Genomic DNA, 22,360 nt, shown 5'->3' on the forward strand with positions numbered 1-22,360 from the left:
AAGCCTTACTTCTGGTAAGGGCTGTATTTGATTTCAGTTCTAATATTAATCTGATGGTCTTCTTCAAGACATAACACTCCTCTTACACAATTGTTAAGTAAGCGTTGTGATCCATACCCAACAGAAATAATTCTATCTTTTGAAATACCTTTGCCTATTAAATAGGCAGTAGCTTTATCTGCTCTTGCCTGTGATATTATCAGATTATCACGTTCTGCACCCCGAGAGTCGGTATGGCAGCTTAATTCTATTTTTATATTTTTATTCTCAAGTAAAATGTTGAACAGTTTATTTAATTCTGTTTTAGTTGCCGGTGTTAAATCTGATTTTCCTTTTTCAAATGCAATTCCTCTCCATATAACAGGTTTATTGAAAATTACTTTTTCTAGCGTTAAATCATTATTCAATGTGGCTGATTTTCTGAAGCCAAATGTAGAAATCATCCCAGAAGCTGTAAAATAATTTTTATCCTCTGCACGAAGTGTGTATTCTTTATTGGTTTTTAGTTGTGCTGAAAAATTACCTTCGTTATCTGCTATTAAAGTAGTATCAAATCCTGAAGTAGTCAGCTTTAGATTATAATTTTTTAAAGGTTTGCTTGTTGTCTTGTCAATCAATTTACCTTTTAATGTTAAAATTGGTGGATTTCTTTTAAATGAAAAAATATTGTCCTTTCCGAGCTGACGATTACTGCTGAAGTAACCACTTAACTCATCCATGTCGCAAATAAATCCAAAATCATCTCTGGGACTATTAATAGGAAAACCTAAGTTTTCAGGTACTGTCCATCCGTTAGAAGTTAATTCGGTTCGATAAATGTCCAAACCTCCAACACCAATCATGCCATTGCTTGAAAAGTAGAGTATTGAATCAGTAAGTAAGAAAGGGAACATTTCATTGCCACTTGTATTAATTACTTTTCCAAGACTAACAGGCTTACTCCACGTATTGTTAATCCATTCTACCCGATAAATATCCGTACCACCATAGCCCCATGGCATATCAGAAACAAAAACCATTGAGTTACCACTCGGTGATATAGAAGGATGTCCTACACTGTAATTGTTGTTGTTGAAATTAACCGGCCCTGAAATATTCCATTCACCATCTTTGGTGGTAGCTTCAAAAATTTCAAGTACATTTTCACTTTGTTGATTGGTCACAATTTTTTTACCTTCATTAGCATTGCGTGTCACGAAGGCTTTTGTGAATTTGTTGTTGAAAGAGCATGGGCCTTCATTAAAAATAGAATTAATTGTGCCTCGTAATGGAACCGGGTCCATCCAATGCCCTAATTCAGTTTGTTGTGCATAAAATAAGTTGTAATTATCAATAACAGGATTCGTTTTATAATTTTTTGGATCAGTGTTTCTGTTGCTAACATAAACAATTCCGGAATGGAATAATTCAGGGGAGAAATTACTCTCATCAATTCCGTTAAATGGTAGTCGTCTGACATCAAAGAGTAAAGAGTCTTTATAAAGCATTTCTATTGAATCGCAAGATGCTAATAGGTTTAATGCCCTGCTATCGGCACGATTTAGAACTAGAAATTTGTTTAACCATTTTCTTGCCTCAACATATTTGCCATTTTGCATTAGTGCTTCAGCGTAATAAAACTGATAAATCGGGTCGGTATTAGATGTTACTATCTTAGAATAAATCTGTTCAGATAGTGCATAGTTCTTTACATTACGATAACAATCTGCAAGTTTAATAAGGATATCTAAATTAAATTTTTTGTTAGTAACTTCCTGATAATACGGAATAGCTTTGTCATATAAGTTCTGCTCATAATAGGTGTCAGCTGTTCTTTGTTTGACAGATAAACAGGATGTGAAAAATAAAATAACAAACAATAAAAAAATGTTGCGTTTTCTATTCATAATTAAAAATAACGCGGAGTTTTTATTTTAGGTACATTATAACCAAAATCGTATCCAAGCATAAATTCATGCGATCCTGCTGAATGGTTTCTGAGTAGGGTAAGCGAATAGTCAAATGAATAACCAATTCGCAATTTTTTAGATAGCTGATATTCACCAATGACTGCAAGTGCGTCATTGGAACGGTATGAAGCCCCGATCCAAATGATATTATTCAAAAGCAGATTTGCATTAATGTCAAATTGCAATGGTGCACCATCAACATATTTAACTAAAAGAAGAAGGTTTTAATTTTACCTGCTCACTTAATGAAAAAACATATCCTGTTGTCAGAAAATAATGCCTTCTGATATGATGAACATCGGTCATCTCAACTGACAATGTTTTAAGTGGATCATAACTTAAAAGTAGCGGTGCTGAAATACCTGCATAAAATAAATCAGTATGATAATATAAACCAGCTCCAAAATTAGGAAGTACGTTGTTTATGGTGTTCTTTTCGTAAACCGGGTCATTGTTGTCGTTATAAACCAGATCTGATAGCGTAGATTTCAAATAACTTAAACCTGCCTGAAGACCGAATGCAAGTTTTGACTCTCCATATTCAATAGTATAAGAATAACTTCCGAAGAGTTCTGTGCGATTTATAATACCTGCATGATCATTACTTATGTATAATCCTAAGCCAACATTTTTATCTTCCAACGCACCATGGATACTGGCAGTTTCTGTTGTAGGTGATCCTTTAAATCCAGCCCATTGTTTTCTCACCATCATTGTTGCACTTGTGAATGGTTTACTTCCTGCATAAGCCGGATTTATCAATAATGTATTAAACATGTATTGTGTTGTCATTGGTGCTTGCTGTGCAAATAAACCTTTAGACAAAATGAACAGAATTAAAATAAAAAATAATTTTTTCATAGGCTTATCTTCTTAAATCAATATATGTTTTTAAGACTAAGTTTCTGGCAGGTATTCGTAAGATGGCATAATAAGTGCCATCCGGTAAAATTTGTTTATTGTTAGTTTTGCCATCCCAGTTGTTGTTGTAGTTCTTCTTTTCATAAACTAAGTTTCCCCATCTGTTAAAAATGGTCAACGTGTTGTCAATATTGTCTAATCCTCTGATAACATAATAATCGTTATATCCATCTTCATTGGGTGTGAAACCTGTAGGCATTACAACATCGGTATAACATTCTTCAGGAGACAGTATAGCTATCTTAACTGTATCGGATGCAGTACATGAACCATTTGTTATTGTCCAAACAAAAATATTTTTACCGGGACTTAAATTTTCAACCTTGGTTGCTGGAGATGATGGGTTCTCAATTGTGCTATTTCCGGTTATACTTTGCCATACCCCAGCGCCTGAAGGTGGTGGTACTGCTGCCAGAAAAACAAAATTGTCACAAACATTTTGATCAATGCCGCCATCAGCAACAATTTTTTCTTTTTTGTTAATGACATATAAGGCAGTGTCTGAACAGAAATTATCATAGACTACCCAGCCAAAAACATTTACGCCATTTGCAATTGCTGTTATCTGAGTAGTGATAGAATCCGGATTAACAATTAGCCCGCTTCCGCTACGAATTGTCCATTTTCCAAAACCATAGGATGGAATATTTCCTGTAAGTACAATAGTGTCAGTACCACAAATTGATTGCGTAAAATCAGTACCTGCATTTAAAGCAGGGGGCTCAGTCAAGAGAAATGATTTTGTTGCAGAGCATCCCAAAGAGTCTGTTACCGTAACAGTATAAGGTCCGGCAGTAAGGCTTGTTACAGTTGCTCCTGAAGCGCCACTGATTGACCACTGATAGTTGTAAGTAGCTATTGAATTAAATGGAACACCACCATTAGCAATTACCTGAATTTCTCCATCAGCAAGTGTGTTGCAGGTAATATTGTAAATACCATTTTTGTTTGGAATTATTTCACTGATTGTAATTGCTGTAGGTTCAGTAATTATAAAGTTTCTTACCGATATACAATTGTTTGAATCCTGAGCAGTAAATGTATAGTTGCCGGGCCCAAGATTATTTCTTGTTAAAGATGTAGGGCCGTCAGACCATGAATAGGTTATAGGCTGTGCTGCACCGGTTACATTTAAAATTATAAAACCATCATTGCTTCCAAAACAACTTACATTAGCAGAATCTATTACTGATATGACAGGGCCTTGTATGTTACTTATGGTTGCAATAACAAAAACTTCACAGCCATTACTGTCTTTTACAAAAATGGAATCTGATCCTGCTGCAAGATTTATAAATGTGTTTGTTGCAGAATAAGTTCCACTATTAAGTTTGTACTGATAAGTGCCACTACCACCCGTAGCATTAACAACAATCTGTGCGTTGTTATTTCCACAGCTGGCATTTGTTATTGTAAGTGTTGGTGTTATCAAAGAATTCAGGTGAGTGATATTTGCAATGCTTTGTGCTGAACAACCATTTACATCTGTTACAATACATGTATATGTTCCGGCTTTTAAATTAATTGCAGTTGCATTTGTTTGAACGGGGAATGTGCCAATCCATTGAATATTTATTGGAAGTGCTCCTCCTGAAAAGTTGACTGTTGCACTACCACTGCTGTCACCAAAACAAATAATGTCAGTAGTTTGTATTCCTGAAATCTGTGGGCCGTTGGTAGATAGCATACTGAATGTAGTATCTCTACTGCATCCGGCATTGTCAGTAATTGTTAAGGTCATTATAGTGCCTGCCGCAGCTTGAGTAGATGTTGAAGTGCTGCCATCTGACCATAAAAGATTTAATGGAGATACTCCTCCTGAAGGTGATGTAATGGCAATGGCCGGAGTTCCTCCATTACATGGACCTGCAATTAATGATAGTCCGAATTGGATTTGCGGATTTTCTGTTAGCGTTTGTGTGATTATTGTACTGCACTGCGCAGAGTCCGTTACCGTTAGAGTGTAAATTCCTGCAGAAAGATTACTGATATTTGCAGTGGTTGATCCATTATTCCAAAGGTAATTGTAAGGTTGATTTCCTCCTGTTACACTTGTATTAATAAATCCATTTGCACCTCCAAAGCAATTGATGTTTTGAACACTTGAAATATTAACAACAGGAGCAGATAATGCATTGATTATTCCGGAGTTTGTTGCTGTACATCCATTATTATCTGTAATGGTTACTGTAATAATTTGACTCGACAGACCATTGATAGTTTGAGATGTAGCGTTATTTGACCATAAATAGGTGTAAGGTTGAACTCCCCCGGTTTGAGTTGCCGTTGCACTACCCGTAGGGGAAGTACATCCAGCTGGTGATGTTGTAACTTGTGCTATCAAGGTATCCGGTTGGAAAACCTGAATATCAGGCATGGTATAGCTACATCCGCTTCCATCAGTAACTGTAACATCATAGGAACCTGCCGGAATGTTATTCAGGTTCTGAGTTTGTGTATTATTGTATGACCATTGGTAAGTATAATTTCCATCACCTCCTGATGGAGTAATAATAATGCTTCCATTACTTAATCCAAAGCAAGTGACATTATTTAATGTTGTAAGTTGTACAAATGTGGCAGGTGTACGTTGTATAGTAAATGTATCTGTCTTGATACAACCTAAAGCATCTGTTATCGTAACTGTATAAAAGTTGTTGGCTAAAGTGTCAACGTGCGTTATACCTGTAACACCATTACTCCAGTTGTAAATGTATGGGGTAGCACCTCCTGTAACACTAATCTGTGCCATGCCGTTATTTAAATTGCAGGAGGCATTGCTGAGTGTATGCGTAATTGTTATTAACGGTGTGTTTTGAAGACTGTCCGTTCCATTTACAGTACAACCATTAACATCTGTCACAGTTACTGAATAAACTCCTGCAGGTATATTCTGTAGTGTTGCGTTGTTAACTCCAGGGAATCCACTCCACTGATAGTTATAAAATGGAGTACCCCCTGTAACATTAACAGTAAGAGAGCCACTGCTATCATTATGGCATTTGATTAAAGTGCGACTAAAGTTTGTTATTGTTGGACCATTTGTATGTCCGATAAAAACTGAATCTCTTTTTGTACATTGATTGCTGTCAGTAACGGTAATAGTGTAATATCCTGTTGTTAAATTAGTGATGTTGTTGGTAGTATTACCATTATTCCATACGTAGGAGTAAGGTGAAGTTCCACCACCCACTGCGGCAATGGCTGAGCCGTTTGCCATATTGCATTTTTCAGTAACTGATGTAAATGAAATATTTAATCCTGTGGGTTGATTAACAACAAAACTTTTTGATGAAGAGCAGCTGTTGGTGTCTGTTACGGTGACAGTATAAGTGCCTGCTGTCAGACTTGTTATGTTTTGTGTTATTTGACCACCAGGAGACCATAAATAATTAACAGGTCCATTAGCGCCATGAACGGTTATGTAGATTGCTCCTGTGTTTTCTCCAAAACATTTTACATGAATTATTGAGTCTGTAATTGCCGGCCCGCCTAGTGAATCTACCAATATGTTTTTATTGATGCTACAGTTGTTTGCATCCTTAATTGTGACAGAATATGTGCCTTTTGTTAAATTAGAAATCGTGTCATTGGTTGAACTGTTATTCCACAAGAAAGTATATCCTGGTGTTCCTCCGGAAACTGTCACCCAGGCCTTACCATTATTAATGCCACAGGTTTCAGGTAATGAGCTTATTGTTGAATTAATTGCTGTCGGGCTATTAATTGTTACATTTATTGAGTCCCTGCAATTTGCACTATCTCTAACAACTAACTTATAGGTTCCGGCTGCGAGATTAAAAATAGAATCAGTGCCAATTTGTGTTGGTGTCCATGTGTAAGTTAATGGTCCGGAGCCACCTGTTACATTAACTTTAATCACACCCGTGTTTTGACCTGCACATTTTAAATGTATAATCGTGTCTATAGAAATAACTATAGAAGGTGTGTTGTTAACAACAAGTGTGCGATTTGCAGAACAAAGTTTGCTGTCTGTTACCGTAACTGTGTAAGTACCTCCGTTTAATCCTGATATTAAGGAAGTACTTTGTCCTGTATTCCAGAGATATGTATAGGGTGATGTGCCTCCTGTTACATTTACTCCGGCACTTCCATTTGGATTACCACATCGTGCCGGTGTTATTGTGTCATTTAGTGCTAATGCTAAAGGTTGTGTAATTATTTGTGTTTTATTTCCAACACAACCTGTTGAATCGGTAACAGTAACGGTATAAGTTCCGGCAGCAATGTTGACAATGTCTTGAGTGATGGCAGCATTACTCCACAAATAAGTAACAGGTCCGTTGTTACCGGTTACAGAAATATAAACAGCACCATTAGCCTGACCAAAGCAACGTGCATTTTTAACAGAATCAACAGTCACCACAGGTCCGCTGATGGTAGTGATATTTTGTGATGCAGTTTTGGTACATAGCGCAGCATCGGTAACTGTAACAGTATAGTTGCCCGGCAACAGTCCTGATATTGACGAAGTAGAGGCACCATTGCTCCACAGATAGGTGTAAGGAGAAGTGCCGCCCGATACGGAAGAACTAATCCAGCCATTGCTTTGCGCACAGGTTGCATGGTGTGGTGTTAAAGAAAGAACAATGTCTGTTGGTTGAGAAATTATTTGTGTTTTATTTCCAACACAACCTGTCGAATCGGTAACAGTAACGGTATAATTTCCGGCAGCAATGTTGACAATGTCTTGAGTGATGGCAGCATTGCTCCACAAATAAGTGACAGGTCCATTGTTACCGGTTACAGAAATATAAACAGCGCCATTAGCCTGACCAAAGCAACGTGCATTTTTAACAGAATCAACAGTCACCACAGGTCCGCTGATAGTAGTAATATTTTGTGATGTGGTTTTGGTGCACAGTGCTGCATCGGTAACGGTAACAGTATAGTTGCCCGGCAACAGCCCTGTTATTGACGAAGTAGAGGCACCATTGCTCCACAGATAGGTGTAAGGAGAAGTGCCACCTGATACGGAAGAACTAATCCAACCATTGCTTTGCGCACAGGTTGCATGGTGTGGTGTTAAAGAAAGAACAATGTCTGTTGGTTGAGAAATAGCTTGTGTTTTATGTTCCAGCGCAACCTGTCGAATCGGTAACAGTAACGGTATAAGTTCCGGCAGCAATGTTGACAATGTCTTGAGTGATGGCAGCATTGCTCCACAAATATGTAACAGGTCCGTTGTTACCGGTTACAGAAATATAAACAGCACCATTAGCCTGACCAAAGCAACGTGCATTTTTAACAGAATCAACAGTCACCACAGGTCCGCTGATGGTAGTGATATTTTGTGATGCAGTTTTGGTACACAGCGCTGCATCAGTAACAGTAACAGTATAGTTGCCCGGCAACAGTCCTGATATTGACGAAGTAGAGGCGCCATTGCTCCACAGATAGGTGTAAGGAGAAGTGCCACCCGATACGGAAGAACTAATCCAACCATTGCTTTGCGCACAGGTTGCATTGTGCGGTGTTAAAGAAAGAACAATGTCTGTTGGTTGAGAAATAGCTTGTGTTTTTGTAGCTGTGCAACCGGAAGAATCTGTAACAGTAACGGTATAATTTCCGGCAGCAATGTTGACAATGTCTTGAGTGATGGCAGCATTGCTCCACAAATAAGTTACAGGTCCATTGTTACCGGTTACAGAAATATAAACAGCGCCATTAGCCTGACCAAAGCAACGTGCATTTTTAACAGAATCAACAGTCACCACAGGTCCGTTGATGGTAGTAATATTTTGTGATGCAGTTTTTGTGCACAGTGCTGCATCGGTAACAGTAACAGTATAGTTGCCCGGCAACAGTCCTGTTATTGACGAAGTAGAGGCACCATTGCTCCACAGATAGGTGTAAGGAGAAGTGCCACCCGATACGGAAGAACTAATCCAGCCATTGCTTTGCGCACATGTTGCATGGTGTGGTGTCAAAGAAGGAACAATGTCTGTTGGTTGAGAAATAGCCTGTGTTTTTGTAGCTGTGCAACCGGAAGAATCCGTAACAGTAACGGTATAATTTCCGGCAGCAATGTTGACAATGTCTTGAGTGATGGCAGCATTGCTCCACAAATAAGTTACAGGTCCATTGTTACCGGTTACAGAAATATAAACAGCGCCATTAGCCTGACCAAAGCAACGTGCATTTTTAACAGAATCAACAGTCACCACAGGTCCGTTGATGGTAGTAATATTTTGTGATGCAGTTTTTGTGCAAAGAGCTGCATCGGTAACGGTAACAGTATAGTTGCCCGGCAACAGCCCTGTTATTGACGAAGTAGAGGCACCATTGCTCCACAGATAGTTGTAAGGAGAAGTGCCACCTGATACGGAAGAACTAATCCAACCATTGCTTTGCGCACAGGTTGCATGGTGTGGTGTTAAAGAAAGAACAATGTCTGTTGGTTGAGAAATAGCCTGTGTTTTTGTAGCTGTACAACCGGAAGAATCCGTAACAGTAACGGTATAGGTTCCCGCAGCAATGTTGACAATGTCTTGAGTGATGGCAGCATTGCTCCACAAGTAAGTAACAGGTCCATTGTTACCGGTTACAGAAATATAAACAGCGCCATTAGCCTGACCAAAGCAACGTGCATTTTTAACAGAATCAACAGTCACCACAGGTCCGCTGATAGTAGTAATATTCTGCGATGCAGTTTTTGTGCACAGTGCTGCATCGGTAACGGTAACAGTATAGTTGCCCGGCAACAGTCCTGTTATTGACGAAGTAGAGGCACCATTGCTCCACAGATAGGTGTAAGGAGTAGTTCCACCTGATACGGAAGAACTAATCCATCCATTGCTTTGCGCACAGGTTGCATGGTGTGGTGTTAAAGAAAGAACAATGTCTGTTGGTTCGTTGATTGTATGTGAAAGGGAACTTTGACAGCCTGTTGAATCCGTAATTGTAACTGTATATGTCCCTATTGTAATATTTGTAATATTCTGAGTAGTTGCGCCATTGCTCCATAAATATGTTACCGGTCCATTAGCATCATTTACATGAATATAAACTCTTCCTGTGCTTTGTCCAAAACATGTTACATTGAAAGCAGAGTCGAGTACTACTACCGGTTGTGTACTTGCACCAACAGTAAAACTATCGACCTTTGTACATAAATTCTGATCAGTAACTGTCAGGGTATAAACACCTGATGAAAGAATGTTGAGATCTTCTGTTGAGTTTGAATTTGACCATAAATATCCATAAGGTGAAACTCCTCCAATAATGGTGGCATCAATCATTCCGTTAATCAATCCACAATTAGTATTTGTAACAGTGGCTGTAATTTTTATTTCATCCGGCTCATGTACGGTATCATTAGCACAAACTACTGTACAATTATTCAAATCTGTAATTGTCAAAGTATATACACCGGCAATCAAACTTGATACATCTTCAGTCAGGCTGCCATTTGACCATTGAAAACTATAGTTGGGAACACCTCCTGCAACTGAAATATTAATACTTCCATCACTTAATCCAAAACATGTTACGTCTTGAATTGAAACAGAACTTCTGGTAATCACATCAGGTTCAGTAAGTGAGTAAGTTTCAATTGTTGTATCGTTTGCAACATCAACAACAGTTACAGTATAAGACCCTGCTGTAATCCCGATAATATCTTCAGTTGTAGCACCATTACTCCAAAGAATATTAAAAGGACCGTTACCATTAATGGTCAAATCAATTTGACCGTCACTTAAACCATTACAGCTGATGTTGAAACCATTATAGTTGGAAAGAGAAGCAGAAAGTACCGGCTGTGCAAAACCCTCTGTTGTGCCTAATGCCAATAGCAGCGTGAATAAACTTAAATAATAAAATCTGAATATACTGGTTTTCAGGTATTTGCAAAAAAATCTCTGGCTTATTTTCATAAACAAGTAAAAGCGGTGCATGAATTTTAAAGTTCTCGACCCAAAAATAGAAAAATCTGCTTATATGATTATGAATTTGGTGAAAAAAAGTACAATGTAATAACTGTCGTTTTTTTTTGATTTTAGTTTTTAAATGAATATAACTTTAATGCATAATTTCCGTACAAAAGGAACAACATCATACACAATGAAATTTTTAAAATCCATCAATACCATAAGTATCTTAGCAATACTGCTGATATTAATATCGGCTGATGGTCAATCACAACCAAGTAACAATTCAAATACAAAACCCCGTCAGGTTGATGTGGTGATTTGTATGGACCTTAGTGGAAGCACTAATGGACTAATTGATAATTTCAGGGATAAAATGTGGGATATTATTAATCAGTGGCAAATGTTCACTCCCAAACCTGTAATTAGAATAGGGTTGATTGGCTTCTCCAGATATTCCTTTCATGATGGCAGCGGATACATAAAAATCATTTCTGATTTAACTGATGATTATGATGCGTTATCACAAAAAATGTTCGACATACAACCTTATGTAGAGAATGGAATTCAGTTTGTAGGTGCAGCCATAGGTTCAGGGGTTAATGATATGTCATGGAGTCAGAAACCTGATGCAGTTAAAATGATGTTTGTAATGGGTAATGGTTATGTTAACCTTGGAAGGTTCGATTTCAGAGCTCAATGTGAGTCTGCAGTAAAAAGTAATATTGAAATTCATACAGTTTATTGTATTAAAAATGACAAACAGATGCGTCAGCGCGAGTTGCCGGGATGGGAAGAGATAGCTAAGATGACTGGAGGACAATCTTTTCAGGTTTTAGTCAATAAAAGAGCACCTTTAATCAAGGAAAAAGTGAATGTGATGGCATTGGCTTCACTCAATGATTCATTGAATAAAACATTTATACCTTATGGTAAAGCAGGAGTTGACCGACTCAAACTTATGTTAAAGGCTGATGACCATGCTGTGCGATCTTATGAAGCTTATTTTTATTCAAGATTGAAATACAAACTCAGCGACCATTATACTTCACAAATGCTAATGTGGGATGTTACCCAATACAAAGAAGAATATCCTCAGTCACGCCTTTCAGCTGTCAGGCAGTCTGTCAAGTCGAATAATGAATCGTCTGTTGATTTGGAGTTGCTCGCCAAAGAATTTGTAGAAAAAAGAAATAGTCTGCGCGCATCAATCAATGCTTTGTTTCCCGTGGGAGAAGAGCTAAGAATACATAACGAAGCTATTGCCGAAGAGTATGAATTGGAAAACAGGCTTGACAAAACAATGGTACGTGCCTATTCGCAAACGCTTCTTAAATCAGGATTTAAAGAATAAGAATTAAATTTATTCTTGTTGAATACCGTTTTTAATGAATAGCAGGTTGTGTTTCTTGTAGCAGATTCAAAAAGACTACATTCCAAAGAAATTGTTTTTAAAAGTACGAACCACTTAACTTATTTTTTCTTAGTTTGAGAACATTAAGTTTAAAAATGTAATTCATTTTTTTTGAAGTCGTCATAGAAAATCATCCCAAATTCTTAAATTTGAAAACTCATCGAAAAGAATTTTGGGTAATCTGAAAATATATCAATCATCAGCAGGGTCGGGAAAGACCTATACACTTGTTAAAGAATATTTGTTGTTGGTATTAAAATCACCCACTGCTTTAAAAGGAACGCTTGCTGTTACTTTTACCAACGCAGCAACCGGTGAAATGAAGGAAAGGCTAATCCTAGCTTTATGGCAATTAGCAACCGGTAGAAATGAAAAACTTAAATCTGATTTGTCCTCTTCTCTTGGGGCGTCATTTAATATTGAACGAGCAGCAGCAAAGGTGTTAAATTATGCTATTCATCATTATGCTGATATTTCTATTAAAACAATAGATAGTTTTTTTCTGAATATTGCCCGGTCTATTGCTTATGAATCACGGTTGCCTGGTAGATATGAAGTTGATTTAAATATAGAACCTGCCATAGATTTTATGGTTCAGCATACATTACTCGCTGCCGGTACAGATGCTGATATTACCAAGTGGCTTATTGATTTTGCGCTGCATAGAGTGGAGAATATGAAGAGTTGGAACATGCAGGGTGATCTAAGGAACATTGCAAAAGAAATTTTTAAAGATCATCTTAAGGTTAATTTTGAAACAGATGTTCTTGCCGATACTGAAGGAGTTAATGAAGTGAAGAGTTTGAATGCTGCAATCTGGAACCAATTGTCAGGAATGGCAAATAAGTTTTTGCAGATAGCAGATTCAGTAGGAGCAGAGCCAAGAGATTTTTACTACGGTAACGGTGGTTTTTATTCTTTAATAGTAAAGATTTCAAAAAAGACTCATCCAAAAGATTGTGAAATTGGCATGCGTACTTGGCAGATTCTTGAACGTGGAAATGTGTTTGCAGATAGAGCAAGTGATTTTCTTATACAGGATGAAAGCCTGAATACTGAATTGTTGTCTTTAGTACAACAAATAGTTGACTTTTATACAACAAATATTGAAAAATTATTATCTACTGAAATTGTTGCTGCAAACATTTATCAGGCGGTAATTCTCAAATATCTGTTCCGTCAATTGAAGGTATATCGCAAGGATCATCAGATTCTGCTCATGAGTGATGTGGGTAAAATTTTAAACACCATTATCGGAAGCAATGACACCCCGTTCATTTATGAAAAGGTGGGAAATAAATACAGAAATTATTTGATTGATGAATTTCAGGATACATCACAAGTGCATTGGAGAAATTTAGTGCCTTTGCTTATCAACAGTTTGTCTGAGCAAAATCAGATACTTACTGTTGGTGATGGAAAACAATCAATTTATCGTTGGCGGGGAGGAGATATGAATCTACTTCTAAATGAGGTTGAAGGCACGTTAAAGAAACATGCAAATAGTACAGATGTGTTCAGGCTGGATTCCAACTACCGTTCTTCTGTTTCGGTAGTTGAATTTAATAATGCCTTTTTTAGTGCAATAAGTGAAATTATTTCTGCAGATTCGCAACAATCACAATTGCTGAAGACTGCATATATGTCAGATGCAGTACATCAGATTACAAAGCGAAGTGATGAAAATGGTTTTGTCTCAATTAAACTTTACTCTGATAGCGAAGAGTATCCTGAGCTAAATTATCCTGAATATTTTAAACCAACTGATAAAGTGATTGCTTCTCATACACTAAGCTACATACAAAGTCAGATTAAAAAAGGATATAGTCCCGGAGATATTGCATTGCTCGTCAGAACTAATGATAAAGGAAATAGGTTGGCAGACTTTTTAGTTTTAAATGGTTTTAAGAATATCAACTCACGTGACTCACTACTGATTTGTCATGCGCCTCAAATCAGATTCCTGATAAATTGCCTAAGACTCAATGTTGACAACAGCAATCAGGTAGCAGAAAAGCATATTTTGTATTTTGTGTCGAAACATCTGCAAATGGAAACAGATGTTATTGAAGCTACTATCGAAAAGCACGTTAAGCATGTTAAACTTTACTCGCTTACAGAATTTTGTGCACAGGTAATAAATAAATTTGTGTTGAATAAACAACCGGATGCATACCTCCAACGTTTTGAAGATTTGATTTTTGAAAAATCAAGTAAAGGAATAAATACTGCTTCTGAATTTCTTGATTGGTGGGATGTTGAATCCAATCAAAGTAAAATTTCAGTACAAACACCTGCAGATGAAAACGCTATTACCATTATCACCATTCATAAATCTAAAGGACTGCAGTTTCCGATAGTAATCATTCCCTATGCTGATTGGGAAATGGATAGCAATAAAGGTTTGATTTGGATCAGAAGTGAAATTCCACCATTCGATAAGTTAGGAGCATTTCCTGTCAAGCCTTCAAAAAGTTTATTGAAAACATACTTCTGTCAAAATTATATTCAAGAGAATCGTGAGAAAGTGCTGGAAGAAGTGAATACACTATATGTGGCATGTACCAGGGCAGAAGATAAGTTGTTTATTTTAATTTCTGAAAGTGGAAATGAGAGCCAACAAGGTTTTAATAAAGTTAATAAAGTAATAAAGTCTGTAATCGCTAATTCGGAAGTTGTAAGTTCAGCTTTAACAAAAGCAAGTGATTCTGTTTATACCTTGGGAGTTGACTCTGAGTACAAGCGTAAGCAAAAAAAATTAACGGACACGCCAGATAGTTTCATTAATATGGAACTGGCAAACTATCATGTGAATGTAAACAGGATAAGTACAGGATTTAAAATTAAAAAATTTGCTGAGCAAAGTAAAAGCCGGTTAATTGGAATTAAAGTTCATGAGCTGTTGGCTGATTTTCATAGCGAAGAAGATTTGGAAGTAATAGAAAATCATTTAAATAATCTTCAATTACCGAATGACGAAAAGAGCAAGTTGTTGAGTGGCGTAACGGATACGTGTAAGTTTTTCTCAGAGAAAAAATGGGTTAGTCCTCATTTTAAAATTTATAATGAGCATGAAATGGCAGATTCGGAGGGAAATATTTTAAGGCCTGACAGACTTATGATTGAAGGTGATAGGGCAGTGGTGGTAGATTATAAAACGGGAGCAATTGAAGCTATTCATATTCAACAGTTAGCTAATTATAAAGAAGTTTTACAAGACGCAGGTTTTAGTGATGTTAAGACCTTTTTATATTATTTGGAAAAGAAGGAGTTGGTGGAGGCTTAAGTACTACCTATTTGCCATGCCAGCGCTTAACAAATTCAGGTACTATTGGCGTGGTTTTAATTTGAGGGTGGTAAGTCGGTTTATTCAACCTTTCTTTAAAATGAACATAATTGTCTGAAATCATCCAAGATATGGTTGTCTCACTCATTTCTTCATGCTTTATAAAAACAAAGTCGCAAATACTTTTAAAGTCCGCAAAGGAGAATGCTATACATGGAACAAAAAATGGCTTATTACTTCTTTTAAGATTTCTGATTTCGGGTTCATAACAATTCAATAGCGGGAACTGCTTCATGATGTTTTTTCCTATTAAATTACTTGCCAGAAAAATGGTGTCACAACTTTTTAGAATATTGCCATAGATATCAAAAATTATTATCTGACTTTTGCTGTGAACATTTTTCATGTCAATAGATTTTGATTTTATGAAGGAAAGGTTCGTTTAATAAATCTGCTGCTATTGTTTGGAACATTTCATTAATCATGAAATTGTTTTTTGCTGATGTAAAAAAAGTTCTGTAACAATCGAACTGAGTAAAGAAATCACTACAGTCAAGATTGATATTTGCTTCAATCTTATTACAAGTTAAATAAACAGGTGTGCCCGGAAGGAATTTTTGATAATGACTAATCCATGCATCAAGATCTGAAAATGTAGATGGGTTGTTTACGTCAATTACATGGATTAATGCATCTGATCCAAGATAGTATGACTTGAATGATTTTATGGTAGAAACACTTCCCGGAGCTGTCCAGATTACAAGATTGACTTTTTTCTTGTTTATAGCCAATTCCTTTCTGGCAATACTTAACTGACTGTCTTCTGAATAGGAATGATGAAATCTGTTTTTCACCAATCGGTTCACAATAGAACTTTTGCCGCACTGACTATATCCTGTGATGAGTATTTTTTTATTCTGCATGCCGATTGTTTATATAGTTTATATGCAGAAAAGTGAAAAAGGTTGCAGTATTTTATTTTAACTCCTGAAAATTATTCTTCCTCCATGTGATGGGTTTTGCCATCAACAGATTTTATTGTCTTCCAATTCCCATTTTCATCCTGTTTTTGTATTTCATAGCGCTCAACACCTTCTTTCCAGCCATTGTATGGAGTCCATTCAAGTCTGCTGTTGTTCATATCGTCTAATTTGCCTTGCAAAAGAATGTTGCCTGATAAATCTGTCAGACCTGTGCGTTGCTGACAAATGTTTTCCACTTCAATTTTGTATTGATAGGTATTTGTATTGACATCAACATCTCTGTCAAGATAGTATTTTGTACTGCTGTTTACAGAGTCAATTAAAATAAAATTTCCGAGGTCTTTGTCTGATGATTTGTAGATTAAATAGTAGGAGACCAACTCCGAAAAAGGACTGCCCTCATGCCATTCTGTTAAAATGCTGCTGTTGTCAACCACCGTTGAACGAATGATAGAAGTGGTTATTTGATTTACAAGACTCGTTGGTGCTGATGCATCATTGTTACTTTCGGAGGTGTATATACTGGCAGCCAATTGCGCTTCTATTTTATAACTATATTCCTGTTGGCAATATGCTGTAGAATCAATATAGGAACTTTCTGTTCCGGCTACTTCTGCAATCAGGTCATAATTCAATCCATCAATACTGCGGTAAATCGAGTAGATAGTAACATCCTTACCGGAGTACGGTAGCCATGATAGCATATTTGCCATGGTATCAGGCTCTGTTGTCAATAAAATTGTAGCATGGGCTCTTGAGCTGTCCAGAGGAAATGAATTATTGCAGTTGTTGATAGTCAAAAGTTTGTAGTAATAGCGATTTTGATTTGTTGTCACGTTATTATCAATAAATGCTAATTGAAGATTGAATGTACTGTTGTTTATGTTGGTATCAGTATAAATCAAATTGTAATTTTTATCATCATTCGATCTGTATAATTCATATCGGTTCAGATTTGTGGCTGATGAAGGTTGCCATGATATTCTGATTGCATTACTGTCGAGCACTGTGATGTAGTTGATTTCTGAAGGTGATATGGGTTGGTTATTTTGAGCGGCAATGAAGTTGTGTTTTGTAATGCTATCACTGCAAAGCCCGTTATTAGTTACTTTTAATGTCACCGAATAATGTCCTGCACTTTGATAGTAAAACTGTGGATTGAACGCTGATGATGTAAGTCCGTTGCCTCCATCCCACATAAAGACCGGATTTTGTAGTGATGTACTTATGTTAACCATGTTTGAAGAAAGTGGCACACAGCCAATTAATGGTGAACCTCCAAAATCGGCTACCGGAAAAGGTATAACGGTAACGGCATTGATGCTGTTAACAGTGTCTGAACAGTATCCATTAGAAGCAACTAATGTTATGCTATATTGTCCCGGAGACTGATATTGATGGATAACATTGGAGTGTTGTGAAGTGCTACCATCACCCAGAAGCCATTTGTAGCTATTTGATGATTGTGATAGATTGACAAAAGAAGTTGAAGTGCCAGCACAAATTGAAGAATCACTTATTGAAAAAGCTGCAACCGGTTTGTTATAAACTTTAATTGTGTCAGGATGTGTAAAAGCCGATTGACATCCGTTTGCATCTTTTACGATCAATGTTACCAGATATGAGCCTGCCGTATTGAAAGTATGTACGGGTGAAGCTGCCAAAGAAGTATCCCCATCTCCAAAACTCCAAAAGTGCGTTAGTACATTTTGTGAGGAATCGTTGAGACTGATAGTTAGCGGTTGGCATCCATGATTGTTGGATAATGAAAAAGAAGCTGATGGCCCGGGTATGTGTAAAGCATTTGCCAAAGTTTTTGTGGTACTGCAACCTGCTGCATCTGTTACTGTAAGAGTAACCTGATAGTTTCCGCCTGTTGTGTATATATGGTTTGGATTAAGGAGTGTTGATGTGGTGCCATCACCAAAATCCCATAAGTAGTTTGAAGCACCTGAAGATATATTTTGAAATTGAACAAGCACAGGAACACAGCCTGAAGATTTTGTGTAAGCGAAATCAGCTTGTGGTTTTGAAATAGAAATGACTTTTCCTCCAACAGTGTCTTTGCAACCAAATGAATCTGTAATTATTAACGATGGCGTAAAATTGCCGATGTTATTATAGGTTATACTGGGATTTTGATTTGTGGAAGTTAATCCATTGCCAAATTTCCAAAACCATTGTTGTGCATTTTTGCTTGAATCTGTAAAGTGAATCATTTTTGGATTACATCCTATGGTATCTGACTGCGTAAATGCTGCTAGTGGAAGTTGAATATTGTCAAGCTCATAATTTTTCTCACATCCGTTAACATCTTTAGCAAAGAGTTTTATTTTATCTGCTGGTAATGTAGTAAATGTGTGTTGCGAAGTTTGAGAAAATGTGGTGTCGCCATCACCCCAAGACCACTTCCACGATACTGCATTGAGACTTGAATCTGTTACATTAATTGTTATAGGTAAGCATCCCTGACTTCTTGTATAACTGAATTTAACTTCAAAGTCAGGTATAATTACAGCCTGTGAAATAGTTTTAGTACTTGCACACCCATTATTGTATGCAGTTAGTTTAATATCATAAGTGTAAGGTGGGTTAGGTCCGTAATAGTAATATTTGTTTACATCTGTCAGTGATGACATGGTTCCATCTCCCAAATCCCAGGTGTAAGAATTGCTACCGGTAGAAGTATTGGTTAATTGTACGTTCACCATGGTGCATGATGAAGAAAGCATATTGATGTTAAAGTCAGCCAATGGCTTTACAATAGTAACTTGTTGTGATGCATTTACAGTCTGTGTACAACCATTAATATCCGTTATGACAACCTGAATAGAATAGGCGCCAGAATCAGCGTAAGTATGTGAGATAGGGTTTCCTGTTGCTGAAGTGCCATCGCCAAAGTCCCATATATAACTTACGTAGTTTGTGTTTTGTACTGAAAAGATAATGGTATCTGATGCACATGCTCTGTTCTTGTTCGAGACAATAGCATTGGCATCAGCATTTGCATATAAACTCTTGGAATAAATAACGGTGCATCCGCTTGTGTCTTGCGCCTGTAAAGAAATAATGTAATTGCTGGTATTGGCATAGCTATGTACCGGTGATGCCTGTGTGCTGGTCTGATTATCACCAAAATCCCAATTATAACTTTGCAGATTCAGGTTCGATGGTATTGCCTGAATATTTGAGCCATTGCAGGTGTTAACGGTATTAACTGTAAATGTTATTGGTGTTCCTGCCACTTTTACAGCTTGTGAATGATATATAGTGTCAACACTGGCATTGGAAAGATTTGCTATGAGCATGACATCGTAAATTCCGGGTACGTTATAGGTATGCACAGGATTTTGTTGAGATGAAGTATTGCCATCACCAAAGTCCCAATATGAACCTACAACATTTAGAAACGGGTTGTTGAAACTTATTGTTAATGGTGCACAGCCATCATAGTGCATTGTGTATTGTGTAGTATCATGGTTTTCATCATAAAATGTTCCACCACTTCCAAAGTTTGTAGGTGGGAAACTGTATGTATAGCTGCAACTGTCATTGGCAATTGTCAGGCTGATGGTAAAAGGGCCTGTTGATTGATAGGTGTGCATTGGATTCTCAAGAGTTGAAGAATCACCATCGCCAAAAGTCCATAGCCATGATGTTGCACCAATTGAGTTTGCCGAGAACTGAACATCAAGAGGAGGAATGGTATCCAATGTGTGAGCAGCAGGTGCAGCACCTAGGTTTAAAAAGTTCATTGCATATTGTTCAACCTTTGTTGAAGAGCATCCATTGGCAGAAGTGATGGTTAAGGAAACATTATAACTTCCTGTATGATTATAAGTGTGAACAGGATTTTGTTGCGTTGAAGTTTGTCCATCACCAAAATTCCATAGCCATGAAACAGCATTTAAGGAACTGTCTGTAAATGTTCCTATAAAGGGTGGACAAAGAGTTTGGTTATAAGTAAAATCAGCAATACCACCACCAACAATATATGTGGCGAAATTTGTAATGGTTTGAGAACATGTTGAGCCATTGCTTTGTGTCTGTAAACTTACAGTGTACGTGCCGGGAGTGGTATATGTGTGAGTGACATTTTGTGAATTGGCAGTACTTCCATCACCAAAATTCCAAAGCCATGAATTTGCCCCTGATGAATCGCTTAATGAAACTGTTAGTGGTGCACATCCATAAACGGGTTGCGGATTGCTGAAGTTATTTACACTCGGTCCCGGCTTGATGTAACCTTGTTTACGTAAGGTGTCTTTACAGCCATTGCCATCAGAGGCAATCAATGTTACATTGTAACTGCCTTGGTTCTGATAAAGATAGGTAGGACTATTAGCTGTTGAAGTGTCACCGGTTCCAAATTGCCAAAGCCATGATGTAGAGCCTGTGCTAAGATTGGCAAAGTTTACAGACAATGGATTACATCCGGTAATTTTATCTGCTAAAAAATCAGCCTCAGGTCCGTTAACAGTAATTCCATAAGGAAGGTTTGATGTAGTTGTGCAACCATTGGCTGCAATTACTGTTAGTGTTGGATAGAATGTTCCTGACTGAATGTAATTATTAGTGCCATTTATTTGTGATGCACTATTACCATCACCATAATTCCATTGGTAGCTGCATCCTGAACATGCATTAGCCTGAAATGAAATATTCAGCGGCTTGCAGCCAGAGGCATTTGATGTTGTGAATGACGATACAGGAGATTGCAATGCATGAATTGTTAATGGTGCAGACTGGCTTGAGCATCCATTAGGATAGGTTGCTATTACATAAGGATTATAATTTCCAACATTATTGTATAATACGCCTACTGTAGATAATGTAGATGTCTGACCGTTGTCTAAGTTCCATTGAATGGATGATGATCCTGTAACATTGGTGGAAAGTACAACAGTAAGAGGATTACAGCCCGATGTGATATTTGAAGTAATTACAGGAGTAGGATTGTTGAGTACTGTTACCGGTGATGATAAATTCACAGCAGAATAGCAACCCGAAGCAGTTGCAGTGACAACTACCTGAAAATTTCCGGGTTGTGTATATTGATGTTGCACATTTGTGCCTGTTGCTGTCCCGCCATCACCAAAATTCCATTGGTAACTTGAAGGTGTATTTGCAGTTGCATGAAAAAGAAATATCTTGTTGATGTTACATGTACTAAAGGTGTCCACAGTAGCAGTTACAACGGGGACGGGCTTTATAACAATTATATTGTTTTTTGTAAGAGTTTGAGTGCAAGTTGAATTGAGTCTGAACAAAACCAGAGTAACTTGAAATGTTCCGGCTGATGTATAAATATGTGTGGGATTCGTTTGATTACTTGTTACACCATCACCAAAATCCCATTGACAGCTGTCAAAGACTGTGCTTTGATTGGTAAAGGTTATAGTATCACCTTGACATGCAATAGATTTATTGAGTGTAAACTGAACAACAGGTTTATTTTCTATATGTATTGGTTGTGTAGAAATTATAGAATCACTGCCCGATGCATTTGTTGCAATGAGTTTAACAAAGAAATTACCAGGAGTAGTGAAAGTAATTACCGGACTATGTATAACAGAAACTACACCATTACCAAAATCCCAATGATAGCTGGTTGCATTGGTACTTGTATTGTTGAAATAGACTGTTAATGGAGCACAGCCTGACAACTGGCTGATGCTAAATGAAGCAGCAGGTAATTGTGCAAAACCTTGATGCAACGAAATAGCAATAACCAGAATGGTAAGCCACAGTTTTGTTAATTTATTTAAAGCACTTCTTCCTTCCACTAAAAAGTTGATTTTTTGTAAGTCTTACGGAAAAGTGTATGAAAAGTTATAATTCTTACACTTTAATATTATCTGTTTGCTTTTCAATAGATTTAATTTCAGATATTTTGGAAATAATGAAACCTTGAG

General features: G+C 37.1%; 10 protein-coding genes. 2 read left to right on the forward strand and 8 right to left on the reverse strand.

What is annotated here, in order from left to right; genetic code table 11:
• Positions 1-5 precede the first annotated feature (5 nt).
• The 5 genes from V9G42_07655 to V9G42_07675 are packed head-to-tail and all read right to left on the reverse strand — an operon-like array spanning position 6 to position 10,768.
• On the reverse strand, positions 6-1,886 hold the full coding sequence (locus V9G42_07655) for an OmpA family protein (GenBank protein ID MEI2759285.1): 1,881 nt from the start codon (positions 1,884-1,886) through the stop codon (positions 6-8).
• Positions 1,887-1,888: 2 nt separating this feature from the next.
• A complete protein-coding gene (locus tag V9G42_07660; protein MEI2759286.1) occupies positions 1,889-2,104 on the reverse strand; it encodes a type IX secretion system membrane protein PorP/SprF in 216 nt (71 codons plus the stop codon).
• Between the two features lie 49 nt (positions 2,105-2,153).
• On the reverse strand, positions 2,154-2,810 hold the full coding sequence (locus tag V9G42_07665) for a type IX secretion system membrane protein PorP/SprF (GenBank protein MEI2759287.1): 657 nt from the start codon (positions 2,808-2,810) through the stop codon (positions 2,154-2,156).
• Positions 2,811-2,814: 4 nt separating this feature from the next.
• On the reverse strand, positions 2,815-8,049 hold the full coding sequence (locus V9G42_07670) for a gliding motility-associated C-terminal domain-containing protein (GenBank protein MEI2759288.1): 5,235 nt from the start codon (positions 8,047-8,049) through the stop codon (positions 2,815-2,817).
• Positions 7,961-10,768 (reverse strand): hypothetical protein, encoded by a 2,808-nt coding sequence (locus V9G42_07675; GenBank protein ID MEI2759289.1) that lies wholly within the window; start codon positions 10,766-10,768, stop codon positions 7,961-7,963. Before V9G42_07675 ends, V9G42_07670 begins: the two co-directional genes overlap by 89 nt.
• Positions 10,769-10,916: 148 nt before the next feature.
• Between V9G42_07675 and V9G42_07680 the strand changes: the two genes are divergently transcribed.
• Both V9G42_07680 and V9G42_07685 read left to right on the forward strand, forming a co-directional pair.
• Complete coding sequence (locus tag V9G42_07680) at positions 10,917-12,116, forward strand: vWA domain-containing protein (protein MEI2759290.1); 1,200 nt, start codon at positions 10,917-10,919, stop codon at positions 12,114-12,116.
• A gap of 232 nt (positions 12,117-12,348) precedes the next feature.
• On the forward strand, positions 12,349-15,462 hold the full coding sequence (locus V9G42_07685; GenBank protein ID MEI2759291.1) for a UvrD-helicase domain-containing protein: 3,114 nt from the start codon (positions 12,349-12,351) through the stop codon (positions 15,460-15,462).
• Between the two features lie 7 nt (positions 15,463-15,469).
• Here V9G42_07685 and V9G42_07690 read toward each other — a convergent pair whose 3' ends face one another.
• From V9G42_07690 to V9G42_07700, 3 genes are all read right to left on the reverse strand, one after another.
• Entirely contained in the window at positions 15,470-15,868 is a 399-nt protein-coding gene (locus V9G42_07690; protein MEI2759292.1) for a hypothetical protein, read from the reverse strand.
• Between the two features lies 1 nt (position 15,869).
• Positions 15,870-16,385, reverse strand: coding sequence for a GTP-binding protein (locus V9G42_07695; GenBank protein MEI2759293.1), 516 nt, complete (start codon positions 16,383-16,385; stop codon positions 15,870-15,872).
• Between the two features lie 71 nt (positions 16,386-16,456).
• Positions 16,457-22,231 (reverse strand): PKD domain-containing protein, encoded by a 5,775-nt coding sequence (locus V9G42_07700; protein ID MEI2759294.1) that lies wholly within the window; start codon positions 22,229-22,231, stop codon positions 16,457-16,459.
• Positions 22,232-22,360 lie beyond the last annotated feature (129 nt).

The sequence above is a fragment of the Bacteroidia bacterium genome, from assembly GCA_037045145.1.
Classification (GTDB): domain Bacteria; phylum Bacteroidota; class Bacteroidia; order AKYH767-A; family OLB10; genus OLB10.